Source organism: Scytonema sp. UIC 10036 (assembly GCF_009725235.1).
On record NZ_WJFC01000006.1, the window covers coordinates 26,193 to 40,780 of the forward strand.

Annotated in this window: 1 protein-coding gene; it reads left to right on the forward strand. The window is 44.6% G+C overall.

Features of this window, described 5'->3' with window-relative positions:
• Positions 1-78: 78 nt before the first annotated feature.
• Positions 79-14,568, forward strand: a complete 14,490-nt coding sequence (locus tag F7734_RS04810) for an amino acid adenylation domain-containing protein (RefSeq protein ID WP_155743626.1) — start codon at positions 79-81, stop codon at positions 14,566-14,568.
• Positions 14,569-14,588 lie beyond the last annotated feature (20 nt).

The window sequence follows — 14,588 nt, forward strand, 5'->3', positions numbered from 1 at the left end:
TATTTTTGAAGATGCCAAATAATCAAGAAAACCAAGCGATAAATTCCAGTCACTATTTAATTGCTTTGTCGCCGAAGAATGAAAATAGTAAAGCATATAGCCGACTTTGTTGACGGCAAGACTAACGTCCGTGCAGAGATGCCGTCAATCCTGTCGCGTATCGGATGTGAAAACAATACTCAAAAGCTCCGATGTTATCTAATCGGAGAGGGAACATTATTACTTTCATGCAGTGAATATCTTATTGAACAAGGGCACGAAATTTGTGGTATCATCTCCGGAAACCCGTTAATTGCTCAATGGGCGGGGGAGCAAAAAATCGCTCTGACCGATCCAAGCGAGAATTGGATAGAGGCGTTAAAAAAGGCTCCTTTCGATTATTTATTTAGTATCTACAGCTTTTCCTTAATCCCCGATGAGGTTTTGTCGTTACCGAGTAGACAATCCGTTAATTTTCACGACTCTTTACTACCTAAGTACGCTGGTTTTCATGCGACCTCATGGGCCATTATGAAAGGGGAAAAGCAGCATGGAGTGAGTTGGCATGTGATGACACCAAAGGCGGATGCCGGAGGAATTCTCAAACAACATATCATTGATATTGACAAAAATGAAACGGCACTTGAAATTAATATGAAGTGCTATCAGGCTGGTATCCGATCCTTCGCGGAACTAATTGATGATTTTGTTCGTGGAACTGTAGATATTAAGGAGCAAAATCTAGATCGGAGAAGCTATTTTCCCCGCTATAAACGTCCGCCAGACGGGGGTGTTGTTTCATGGAAGACAAACGCAGAGGAAATTCATAATTTAGTCCGGGCTTTGGACTTGGGACCTTACCCCAATTCCCTCGGCGTCGCCAAGTTCCTTGTAAAGGAAGAGTTTTTTATTATAAAAGCCTGTTCCCTCCTTCCGCCAAAGAAGAAGGCGCAGCCCGGAGAAGTTGTCAATATAGGCGATCGCACGATCCAAGTCGCTGCAGAGAATGGGGACATTTTGCTCGAACAAATCCTGACAATTGAGGGGGAAACATTATCCATAGGAGATTTCGTCGAACGTGTTGGTCTCCATAAGGGGACTATCCTTACGGAATTAGACACCCGAATTGCTAAGAAGATAGATGTTTTTCTTAAGAAGATTGCGCCGCATGAAGCTGCTTGGCTAAAACAATGGGAGGATTATCAGCCTTTGAGGCTAAATTGGCGTTCTCCTGAAAATACACCCATTAATCTTAGCGATCGCACCATCTTTTATGAAACTTTACCCCTAAAAATTCCCCCAAAATTATCGGCTTTTTTCGAGAATCATAAATCCGAAAATTATTGTGATTTTTTGGCGGCTGCCTTCTTTTACCACCTTGTTAATATCACCCAACAACCATGTTTTGATATCGGGTATGGAGATCGAGGGCTGATTGAAACCTTTGATGAATCGATGGGTTTCTTCGCCCCCTATGTGCCCCTCCGGGTAGACATGAAGTTTGGCAAAACCTTTGCGGAATTTCTTTCCTATTGTCAGAAAACCCTAGAATCGACGAGGCAAAAGCATACTCACGCACGAGATCTTTGGAGCCGATATCCCTCTGTTCAGTCTCAAACAGCCGGAAAATCATTGGCTTTCCCTGTTGTTGCGCTACAAATAGACAATCCGGAAGATTATAAACCGGAGGGAGGAGATGTTATTTTTCTTATCGGAAATAAAAAACTCTCTTGTTATTTAAAGTTCAATTCCAAAGTGTTGGAGCGATCCAAAGCGGAAGAATTTGTTCGGAATTTTGAATCGTTTCTCATGACGCTGGAAATAACCACTGGCTCCGGAGACAATGATGTTTCGCTTCTCAACAACGCATCCGAAGAAAGAAGGAACTCGGATAAGGATCGAGTCGAGCAATGGAGGTTTGTTTACGATCGAGTCTATGAGGAAGACAGAAAAGACCCAGGACAAGACCCATTCTTTAACATAAAGTGTTGGCAGAATAGTTATACCGGAAATAGGATGTCCAATGACGAGATGAGAGAATGGGTTGATTCTACGGTTCGAAGAATCAAAGAAGAATGTAAGCCCTCGCGGATATTGGAGATTGGTTGTGGGACAGGGCTTCTTTTGTCTCGTCTTCTTCCTAACGCTCTCTATTACTATGGAACGGATTTTTCCGAAAATGCCCTCGCCTATATTAAAGAATCCTACAATCAATGCGGGGAAAATATTAAGCAGTTAGAACTCTCGCACAGGTCGGCTGACGATTTTTCTTCATGGCCGGAACAAAGCTTTGACACCGCGATTTTAAATTCCGTTATTCAATACTTCCCCAGTCTTGCTTATTTAAAGAAAGTCATAAAAGGGGTGGTGGAAAAACTGGATCCAGGGGGAACCTGTTTTATTGGCGATGTCCGCAATGCCCTTTTATTGCCAATCTATCATTCTTCTGTCGCTTTATTTAAAGCGTCAAAGGAAACTTCTTTGGAGCAATTGCGGAAACAAGTACGGATGCGCGAAACTCAGGAAGAGGAACTCTGTGTTGCTCCGGAATTTTTTCTGAAAATCGGTGAGGAGTTCCCCGAAGTTAATAACGTCGAAGTTTTGTTAAAGGAAGGAAACACTTCCAATGAGTTAACCAAGTTTCGGTATGACGTTATTTTACACCTGGGAGAGAAAAAGACAAGATCGGTTGAGATTCCCTGGCTCGATTGGCGAAAGGAAAACGTAAATCGGGAAAGAGTTCAGAAAATCCTGCGTCACGAACGACCACAGTATTTGGGAATTGTCGGTGTTCCCAATCGTCGTGTTTCAAAGGACGTAATGGCGTTGGATTATATAAAATCGGGGGGAAGCGATGAAACTGTTGAATATCTACGTAGCCTGCTAAAGGAACGGGAGACGATCGGCGAATCCCCCCAAGACTGGCAGCTTCTTGCTAAAGAAGAAGGTTATGCTGTGGCTATAAGTTGGTTGGGGTGCAATGCTATAGGCGACTTTGACGTAATTTTTAGATTACCTTCGGTAGAAAAAATCACTCTCGATAATTTCAGCACAGGATCTCAGCGCTTCGCTACTTCAGAGGAAACAACGATGTATTCTGTAGAAAAATATACTATTCCTGTCGCCTATTCCCGAGAAAAAAGGATGGTGGATTTGTTCTTCGAACAAGCTCGAAAAACACCAAATGCTACGGCACTGGTTTACAAGAGCCAGAGGTTGACTTATCAAGAGTTGGCTGAACAGACTGAGCGGTTGGTGACTTATATACGCAGTCAGGGAGTAAAAGAAGGGGACTTGGTCGGCCTTTTTGTTCAACCTTCGCCGGAAATGCTGATATCCTTGCTTGGTGTGATGAAAGCCGGAGCTGCATACTTGCCATTGGACCCCTCTTACCCTCGGGAACGGATCGCTTATATACTTGAGGATGCCCGAGTACTCTGGGTAATTACTCAAAAAGAAATTGCGGAAAATTTACCCCCAGGCAACAGAAAAACTTTATACGTAGAAGATAGAGACAGAACGGAGCAAATCGAGCAGCAGCTCGAACGGGAAGGAGAAAAGGAAGAGAATCCGCTCTGCGATCGCGGAGATTCCCTGGCTTATGTTATTTATACGTCCGGGTCTACCGGCAAACCAAAAGGAGTTGCTATTGAGCACCATAGTTTGACCAATTTTTTATGCTCAATGGCGGCTGAATTCAATTGCGGGCAGGACGATTATTTGTTGGCGCTGACTACCTTTTGTTTTGATATCTCGGCGCTGGAGCTATATTTGCCCCTCATTACCGGAGGTTGTGTGGAAGTCCTCCCTAGCGAAGTCACGCGGGATGGCTTGCTCTTACGAGAAAAAATAGAGAGCAATGACTCCATTACTATCATGCAGGCAACGCCGGCTACTTGGCAGATGTTGCTGGCGGCGGGATGGGAACCAAAAAAATCACTCAAACTTTTGTGTGGTGGGGAAGCTCTGAGCGAAGAATTAGCGCAGCGGCTATTGAAGAAAGAAATACAACTGTGGAACCTATATGGACCTACGGAAACAACGATTTGGTCTACCGTAACCAAGATAAATTCTGGCGATCGAGTCACGATTGGTCGCCCCATCGCAAATACCCAATGTTATATCCTTGATGAGAACCAAAATCCCGTTCCTGAGGGGGAATTGGGGGAATTGTATATTGGTGGCGAAGGGGTAGCTAGGGGATACTTGGGACGAACAGAAGAAACCAAGAAGAAATTTGTGAGCAATCCCTTTACTCCAGAAGGTTTGCCACGCTTGTATCGAACCGGCGATCTAGTAAAACGTTTGCCCGATGGACGGATGATCTATGCCGGACGCATCGATTTTCAAGTCAAGTTGAGAGGGTTCCGGATTGAATTAGGGGAGATCGAAAGCGCCCTGAGAAAATTGGAAAATGTAGACGAAGCGGTGGTCGTGTTGAGGGAAGATGGACTCGATAAGCGACTGGTGGCATTCATTCTTTACAAACAAGGATACCTCTTACCCCATGCAAGGGAATGGGCGGAAGAATTAAAAGACTGGTTGCCCCAGTATATGATTCCCTCAACCTTCATTGGTTTGCGAACCTTCCCACAAACGCTGAATCGAAAGATAGATCGGAAATGCTTGTCTACAGCTCCCCTCAATAAGCTGAAAGAAGATTATGGCCTTCCGGAAAGGTCTTTTAGTCAAATATTGGAACGAGACCTGCGTCAAATGGTTGCCAAGGTTTTAAAGCTTGACAATACATCCTTGGACGTAAATTTAAATATCGGAGAGTATGGATATAATTCATTACGTTTTACCAGTTTGAGTGTGGAACTGAATAGAACGTATGGTATTAAAACAAATCCGACGATGTTTTATCAACATTCGTCGCTCAAAAAAATTGCCAAATATCTAGAGGATAATTTTCGAGAAACCCTAACAGAATATTATCACCAAGAACTGAAAACATTGTCTTCTGACTCAGAACAATCTGGAAAAGAAAAGCAGGTTTTACCATTGTCTCAAGAGTACCGGAAGCCGACTCCAAATAAAGCGGACGACGATGCGATCGCAATTGTAGGGATAGGTGGCATTCTACCAGGGGGAAATACATTGGCAGCCTTCTGGGATTCCTTACTCCAGGGAAAAGATGTTGTCCGAGAATTGCCGCCAGACAGATACGATGGTGATTATTATCGCCAGAAAATGCGAGAAGTTGGGGTAAAACAGGTTTTAGGAGGCTTTATTGACAATGTCGATAAATTTGATGCTTCTTTCTTTGGATTGTCACCAAGAGAAGCTGAGTTGATGGACCCGCGCCAGCGGCTTTTGTTGCAAACGGTATGGGAAGCCATTGAAGACTCAGGTCATAAACCTTCGGATTTTGCTGCCAAAGAAGTAGGAGTGTTTATCGGCGCGACTGGCTCAGATTATTGGGAATTGCAGCAACAACGGAACCAACAAATAGATGGTTACACCCTGTCTGGCTATTCGACTGCGGTGATTGCCAACCGGATTTCTTATTTGTTGAACTTCAAAGGACCGAGCTTTGTGGTGGACACTGCGTGTTCGAGCTCCCTGGTTGCAGTCCATCGGGCCATACAGGCGCTCAAGACAAAGTCTTGTGAACTGGCGCTGGCGGGAGGAGTCAACCTCATGCTCAGCCCCCTGTTTCACATGGCATTGAAGAAAGGAGGTTACTTGAGTGAGGATGGTCGATGTAAAACATTTGACAGTTCGGCTAACGGATACGTTCGAGGAGAAGGGGTTGGAATTGTTTTACTTCGTCCCCTGAGTCAGGCGCTGGCAGATGGAGACCCGGTGTATGCTGTGATTCGCAGCTCGGCAGAGAACCACAGTGGTCGTACTAATTCTTTAACCGCGCCAAGTGTAGACTCCCAAAAAGAATTGTTAGTAGCAGCATATGATGAGGCAAACATCGATCCTGATACCTTGGGTTATATCGAGGTTCACGGCACAGGCACGAGTTTAGGCGACCCCATAGAAATCAATGCGCTGAAGGAAGCATTTCAAACCATTTATAAAAAATGGGGGAAAGAGGGAGCACTTAAGAATCATCACTGTGGTTTAGGAGCGTTAAAAACAAATATTGGACACCTGGAAAGCGCTGCTGGGATTTCTAGCTTGCTTAAGGTTGTTTTGGCTATGAAATATGGCTGTCTTCCTAAATCGCTGCATTTTAAGGAACAAAATCCCTATATCGACTTACAGCACAGCCCATTTCGTATCATTAAAGACCGTGAAAATTGGCAACGCCTACGAGATGATGCGGGTCGAGAATTGCCCAGACGAGCAGGGTTGAGTTCTTTTGGCTTTGGAGGAGCAAATGTTCATCTTGTCCTTGAGGAATATGTCTACGAACAGTCCGAAGCCAGAAACTCGAAACCCGTCAGCAATGATTCTCACTCCTACTTGGCGGTGTTGTCGGCAAAAAATGAGCAGCAACTCAAAGCATATGCCAAAAAATTACGCGACTTCCTCAAGAACCAAACTGAGAACCATCACTTAGACGCGATCGCTTTCAGAGACATAACATACACATTGCAAGTAGGGCGCGAGTCGATGGAAGAAAAGGTCGCCTGGGTTGTATCGGGAATAGAAGATTTCATCGTTCGGCTTTCCGCTTATGTTCAAGGGCGACAGGAAGATCTTCTTTGTATTCGGGGAAGATCTGATCCCGGTAAAAGAGTCCCGGCATTGGAGGGACAAGAAGGAGCCACCTTTATTCAAAGTTTGGCTAAAAACCAATGTTGGCAAGATATAGCCAGCCTATGGGTTATGGGATGCAAAATCAAGTGGGAAGCTTTATATCCTCCAGAAAATTATCCGCAACGTTTACATTTACCCACTTATCCCTTTGCAGAAGAGAGCTACTGGTTGCCAGATGTACAGCCGGAAAATATCAAACCAGAAAGTATAAAACCGGAAAGTATAAAACCGGAAAATGGCAAAGCAAAGAATATAAACTTGATACGGAACAATCCTGAGTTCCACCCCTTAATTCAACGACAGGTTTCAGCAAACGGGAGACAGGTTTTTACAAGTCTATTGAGAGCCGACGCTTTTTATTTAAGCGACCATATTGTTGATGGAGAAAAAGTGTTGCCTGGGGTTGCCACCATAGAAATGGCACGTGCCGCAGCAGAGATGGCTGAAGGAAAAAAAGTGCGGAAAATCCGACAAATAACTTGGGCACGTCCGATTCGGGTCAACAATTCCAGTTTGAATGTAGAATTACATTTGCGACGGACTGATAAAGCTGTCACCTTTGAGATTCGTGATGAACAAGGAACGGATAGGAACTCGATTTATACCCAGGGGAAAGTGGTTTATGAGGAAGAACTTGCAGATTCAAACCACGCTCGAATAATAGATATCGATTCGATTAAACAAGGCTGTTCAAAACATATAACAGGTGAGGAAATATACGCTCGAATACGCGTTTTCGGTCTCGACTTAGGGAACGGATTTCAACCCCTCAAAGAGCTATTTAGTAGTGACACGGAAGCTTTGTCTTTGCTCGAATTAACTCCTGCCTTACAAGAGGATGCCAACCAATTCATGCTTCATCCTTCTTTAATGGATGGCGCTTTGCAAACAGTGCTTGGCGGGCCTTGGGGTTTGACTTCTTCTTCATTACACATTCCTTATACGATTGGTGAGGTTGAAATTTTAGGTCAAGTTGCCCAATCCTGTTATGCATATGCGGTTTCTTCAGACAAAGGGACAGATGCGAATAACCGGGGGCTTGGGGGTCGCTATGATGCCTATATTCTGGATAAAACGGGCAAGGAACTTGTTAGAATAAAAAATTTCCTGTTACGACCTTTTCATCACAAAAATCAGCCGCCAGTGGAAGCGTCCTATGTTCTAGATGACCAAACTTTATTTGACTCGACGCTCAATGATTTGGTTGGGATGGCTGCTGCTATTTTGAAGATGCCGAAGGAAGCGGTTGTCGCGACAAGAAATATGAGCGATTATGGCTTTGATTCCATCAGTTTTATGGAATTGGTCAATCCGATTAACGAAACATTTGGTATTGAAATTACCCCCGACCTTTTCTTCGAGCATTCTTCATTGGAAAAACTGGCAAATTATTTGTGTCAGACTTTCCGGAGCCAATTAATTGAACATTACGAGCTTATTTTGTCAACGGAGGTTACCGCACCCGAGCGTGTAAATAAAAAGACCGATTGGGAGCCAGTTAACCATAAAAGCATTGAATTGAAAAACCCGGATGAAGCGATCGCCATCATTGGTATGAGCGGTATATTTGCCGATGCTCGAGATTTGGAATCTTTTTGGGAAGGTCTTATAGAGGGGAAAGATTGGATTGTTGAAGTCCCTCCAAGCCGCTGGGATTGGAAGACCTATTATGGCGACCCCATGACAGAGGACAATAAGACTAAGTCCAAATGGGGCGGATTCATGACGGAGGTAGATACTTTTGACGCTTCCTTCTTCGGTATTTCACCACACGAAGCAAGATTGATGGACCCACAACAGAGGTTTTTCTTACAGGCTGTATGGAAAACGGTCGAAAATGCTGGGTTGCAGATGTCCGCTTTAGCAGGTACAAAAACTGGGGTTTTTGTGGGTGTGGCAAATACCGATTACGGCGATTTGCTAAAACAAAATGCTCCTACGGTTGAAGCCCATACATCAACGGGAACTTGTCCTTCTGTTCTGGCTAACCGCATTTCTTATTTGTTCGATTTACGCGGACCTAGTCTACCCGTGGACACAGCCTGTTCTAGTTCGTTGGTAGCCGTGAATTATGCTGTTGAAGCTATTCGTAACGGGAGTTGCGATATGGCGATCGCCGGAGGAGTCAATATTATCCTCACACCCCACTTCACCCTCTCCTTTAGTAAGTCCGGAATGCTGAGCGAAGATGGCCGCTGCAAAACCTTCGACAGTAGGGCGGACGGCTATGCTCGCGGAGAGGGGGTTGGGGCGATTTTGTTAAAACCGTTAAAGCAGGCACAAGCAGATGGCGATATCATCCATGCTGTCATTCGCAGCACAGCCATAAATCATGGGGGCCATGCCAATTCACTAACCGCGCCCGATCCCAACTCCCAAGCTGAGGTACTGATTGAGGCCTATGAAAAAGCGGGTATCGATCCTTTCACCGTAAGTTATATCGAAGCTCATGGCACTGGCACCAGTTTAGGAGATCCAATTGAAATCAATGGTTTGAAAAAGTCATTTGCCCAATTGCAAAAGCAGTGGGGAACACCAAAGCCGAATGAAGTCTATTGCGGAATTGGTTCTGTGAAGACTCAAATCGGTCATTTGGAAGCAGCAGCAGGCATCGCGGGGCTCTTAAAAGTTGTTCTTTCTATAAAACACGGGAAATTACCCGCTATTCTTCATTTCAAAAAACTCAATCCTTACATTAACCTGGAAAACAGCCCGTTTTATATTGTTGACCGGACAAAAACCTGGGAACCTCTACGCAATGCTGACGGACAGCCAATACTTCGGCGGGCGGGAGTCAGTTCTTTTGGCTTTGGCGGAGTGAACGCTCACGTCGTTTTGGAAGAGTATCAAGAGAAAAAGCCCTCTGGCGCTCTCACACATCCGTACCGAAATCAAGATTATTTAATCGTGCTTTCGGCAAAAAGCAAAGAGCGCTTGGGAGAAGTGGTCAACAATCTCTTTAATTATCTGGAAAACAAACTTCACACTCGCCAAAGGGTTGCCATAGCTGATGTCGCTTATACACTCCAGGTTGGTAGGGAAGCCATGCAGGAACGATTGGCTTTGGTCGTGTCGAGTATTGAGGATTCGCTCGAAAAATTAGATGCCTGGAAGAGGGGAGTTTCACCAATAGCTGGAGTCTTCTACGGCAGTGCAAAGCTGTCACAAACAAAACTTGATAGACACTCAGAAAAAGCAACCAACAACACTTTAGTTCAGCAGGCTGTCCGGCAACAAGCACTGGAAAAGGTGGCTCAACTGTGGATTTCGGGTGGTTGGATTGATTGGAATTTATTGTATTCGGAATCTCCAAAACGGATTGAACTGCCAACGTATCCCTTTGCCAAAACTCGTTATTGGCTTCCTACCAATCGTCAAGAAGAAAATAAATCTCCGGCTGCCACAATAGACACTAAAGCTGTCGAAAACAAGACTTTGGATGGTGAGACGCGCTTTTTGGAGCTGTATCGACCGGAATGGGTGCCACAACCTCTAGGGATTCAACAATTAAAAGAAACCAAATCTTATCAGGTTACCACAAAAAAAGTACTCGTGGTGACTCCGCCCGGAGGTGTGTGGCTCGAACGCCTGCTGACCAAAGCCCACGCTCAAGATGAGGTTCTGTCCATAACATCAGAGGACATTCAAAACCCTCAAGGGTGGTTGACCAGTCTCGGTCGTCTTGACGATCTCGATACTATCTATTTCCTCGGCGGTATACAACACTTTCAAGATGACGATGGTGATAACATAGACCAATTGGAGCGCAGCCAAGAGTTAGGAGTGTTTTCTTTATTCCGGCTGCTTAAGGCATTGCACAAGCGGTTACTGGGAGGAGCGGCTCTGTCTTTGAAAGTGATGACTTGTGGTGTTCACTGCATTGTACCCGAGACTAGGGTATATCCCTTCGGAGCCAGTTTGAATGGGATGAGTATTACTCTTGCTAAAGAATATCCGTTACTTAAGGTCACTTGTTTTGATATCGACCCCGATGCCCTGGATGAACATTATCCCCAGCAACAAAAAGAATTTCTCATCAAATCGATTTTGGAAGAGTCGGCACACGATCGCGGACAGGAGATAGTGCTGAGGGCAGGGCAACGGTTTGTACATGCACTCCACCCACTGGTGCTTCCTCAACCTCCACAAGATCATCTCCGAACAAACGGTGTGTATGTCATTCTGGGCGGAATGGGAGGAATCGGATTAACGTTAAGTCGATATTTAGCAGAAAACTATCAAGCCCGGTTGATTTTGATAGGCAGGAGCAAGCTGGATGATAAGAAAAAAGACCAGATTGCCGATATTGAATCCAGAGGGGGTAGCGTATTTTACGGTCAAGCGGATGCTACGGACTTCGATAGTATGCAACAAGTGATTGTCCGGGCTAAAGCTCGATTCGGCTCGATTCATGGGGTTTTCCATTCAGCTCTGGTGTTAGAGGATAAGAGCTTGGCTACTATGGATGAAACTGCTTTCCGTGTTGCCTTAGCTCCTAAGGTCAAAGGAAGTGTCGTTTTACACCAGGTAGTCAAAGAGGAAGATTTGGATTTTATCATGTTTTTCTCTTCCATTCAGACCTTTATGGGCAACCCAGGACAGAGTAATTATGGTGCAGCCTGTGCGTTTAAGGATGCCTATGCTCACTATCTGAATGTTACAAAAACCTGCCCGGTTTATATCATTAATTGGGGATATTGGGGAAGTGTCGGAATAGTAGCCCAAAAATCCTATCAGCAGCGTTTGGCTAAACAGGGCATATATTCCATTGAACCTGAAGAAGGGATGGAAGTTATCCGGCGGATATTTGGTTCTCCAGCAAATCAAGCGATCGCGATGAAGACTGACGTTGCATTTCAGGAGAGTCTGGGTGTAAACCGCCAATACCAAGTAGAGGTTTTGCCCGAGTCCAAATCCACCCTGCCTTTAATTGAAACGCTGGCAACAAAAATCAAACAATCTGTCACCCTCGCACCGGAGGTGCTAAGATTCCGAGAAGCTCTCACACAATTGGAACAGTGGGGCGCAAGATTTCTACTTAAAGTCATGCAAGAGATGGGAGGGCTGGATAAAGAAACGCTGCAGATTTTACCCCAGTATTCTCGTTTATGTGACTGTATACTAGATATCCTAACTCGAGCGGGTTTTACACAACCCGATCGTCAAGGCAACATTGCTTTCATAGAGAATAAGCAACAGGGCGAATTCTACGATGTTGAAAAAGAAAAACAACGATTGTTGTCCACTTATCCCAATCTCAAAGCACATATACGCTTGTTGGAAAAATGTCTGAGCCAATTCCATGAAATTTTGACAGGAAGGTGTTTGGCAACTGACGTCATGTTTCCCCATTCCTCTGTGGAGTTGGTAGAGGGCATTTATAAAGGAAATCCAATTGCAAATCATTTTAATGAATTGGTTGCCGACAGTGTAGTTTCCTATGTTCAGGCTCGTCTCGCACAAAGAAAGGGGGATGAGAAAATCACAATCCTCGAAATAGGAGCGGGAACTGGTGGAACTAGCGCAAATGTACTTAAGGCGCTCTTACCCTACGGTAATTTTATTCACTACATATACACGGACATTTCTTTAGCTTTTGTAAACTATGGAAGAGAACAGTTCGGAGCAAGCTATCCTTTTGTAGAGTTCCGGGTTCTCAACATTGAAAAGGAGGTGTCGGCTCAGGGCTTTAACGAAGGAAACGTCGATGTCGTTTTGGCGACAAACGTGCTGCACGCTACCCAAAATATTCGTCGGACTCTTGCCCATGCTAAGGTTCTGTTAAAGAAAAATGGTTGGCTCGTACTGAATGAAGCTACTGCCGTTCAGGATTTTGCTACCCTGACTTTCGGGTTATTATCAGGTTGGTGGCTTTATGAAGACGAAACATTTAGATTGCCGGGAGCGCCATTACTCAGCACGAGGATGTGGGAAAATGCCTTGCAGAAAGAGGGTTTTCAAAAATGTGTTTTCCTCAAGGATAAGGAGGATTTTGCTAACCTGCGCCAGCATGTCATTATTTCCGAAAGTAACGGTTTAGTAAAACAACGGATTTCTCATGAAGTGGAGGGGAATAATAGAGTTGAATTTATCCCTACTAGGGCAGAAACGGAGCGATCGATAACTCAATCCTTAACCAAGAAGAAACAGCCAGTAAAAGAGGTACAAGAACAAGAAAATTTCCCCAGCAAAAATGACAATGAGTCTTCGGATTTGTCCGAAAGAACAGAGGGATTCTTGAAACAGATGATGGCTGAAATTCTGAAAATGCCCCTGGATGAAATCGATGCTGACACAGACTTTGTGTATTACGGTATGGATTCGATTTTGCTCAACCGTTTCAACCACGTTTTAGAGCAACAAATCGGGAATTTGTCGAAAAGCCTGCTTTTGGAATACCAGACGGTGAGGGAATTGACAAATTATTTGTTATCGCATCGCCGGACGGAAGTTGTAAAAGCAATAGGTGGCTCAAATCAAGATCTGGAAGAGAAAAACCCTCAGACAAAAACTCTGGCGATCGCAAACAATAACGTGGGGGATATTCCCAAGCAAAATGCAGTCACTGGAGAGGACATTGCCATTGTGGGGCTCTACGGGCGTTATCCACAAGCGGAAAATCCCGACCAATTCTGGGAGAATCTGAAGTCCGATACCAGTTCCATTACTGAGATTCCGAAAGAACGTTGGGATTATCGGGATTTTTACGATTCCCAAAAGGGGCGTGAAAATAAAATGTACTGCATACGCGGAGGCTTTTTAACAGATATAGACAAATTTGACCCCATTTTCTTTGGGATAACACCCTTGGAAGCAAAAACCATGAATCCGGAAGAGCGGATTATGCTGGAAGTGGTGTGGTCAACCCTGGAAGACGCTGGTTACTCTCGGCAAGCACTGAGCCAGCAAAAAGTTGGTGTATATTTAGGAGCAAATGCCTTTGGGTATCCACTGACAAAAATCAATGGAAATATCAACACTCCCATCGACTTTACCACGTATAATTTACCAAACAGAATTTCTTATTTCTTCAATTTCACTGGTCCCAGCATGGCAATAGATACGTCTTGTTCCTCCTCGCTGGCGGCAGTGCATTTAGCTTGTGAGAGTATCAAACGCGGAGAGTGCGACACGGCAATTGCAGGAGGAATCAATTTATATTTGCATCCATCGAAGTACTTGGTATTAAGCAAATTTAGACTGTTATCATCCCAACCGTCTTACAGTTTGTTTTCCAAGGATGGAGATGGGTTTATTCCTGGAGAAGGTGCTGGGGCAGTTTTATTAAAATCGTTACGACAAGCCGAACAAGACAAAGACCATATTTATGGTGTCATTAAGGCTTCTGCAATGCTTCATAAAGGTCGAAGCAATGATTTTCTTCTGCCTTCACCCCATGCACAAGAATTGTTGGTGAAAGAGGTGACCAAAAATGCGGGGCTCGATGTAGATAGCATCAGTTACTTTGAAAGTCAAGCTATGGGCTCTGCCGTGGTAGACTCTGCCGAATGGGCGGGTATCAGTCGGGCTTATCGTTCCTTAACTGATAAAACAAACTTCTGTGCCTACGGCTCATTAAAACCAAATATCGGTCATTTGGAGACAGCTTCCGGTATAGCGCAATTAACCAAAGTCCTGCTTCAGATGAAACACGGCCAATTATTACCAACCCGCTTTTCATCGAAACTCGATCCAGCGATCGAATTGGAAGGTTCTCCTTTCTATCTCCAACGAGAACTCAGCCCTTGGGAGAGAATTCGAGTCAAGAACAACGGCTCTTGGAAGGAATTTCCTAGGCGTGCTGCTATCAGTTCTGGTGGCGGCGGTGGAATGCTGTCCCATCTTATCGTGGAGGAATACAATCCGCTTTAGAGAAATTCAGGCATATAAGG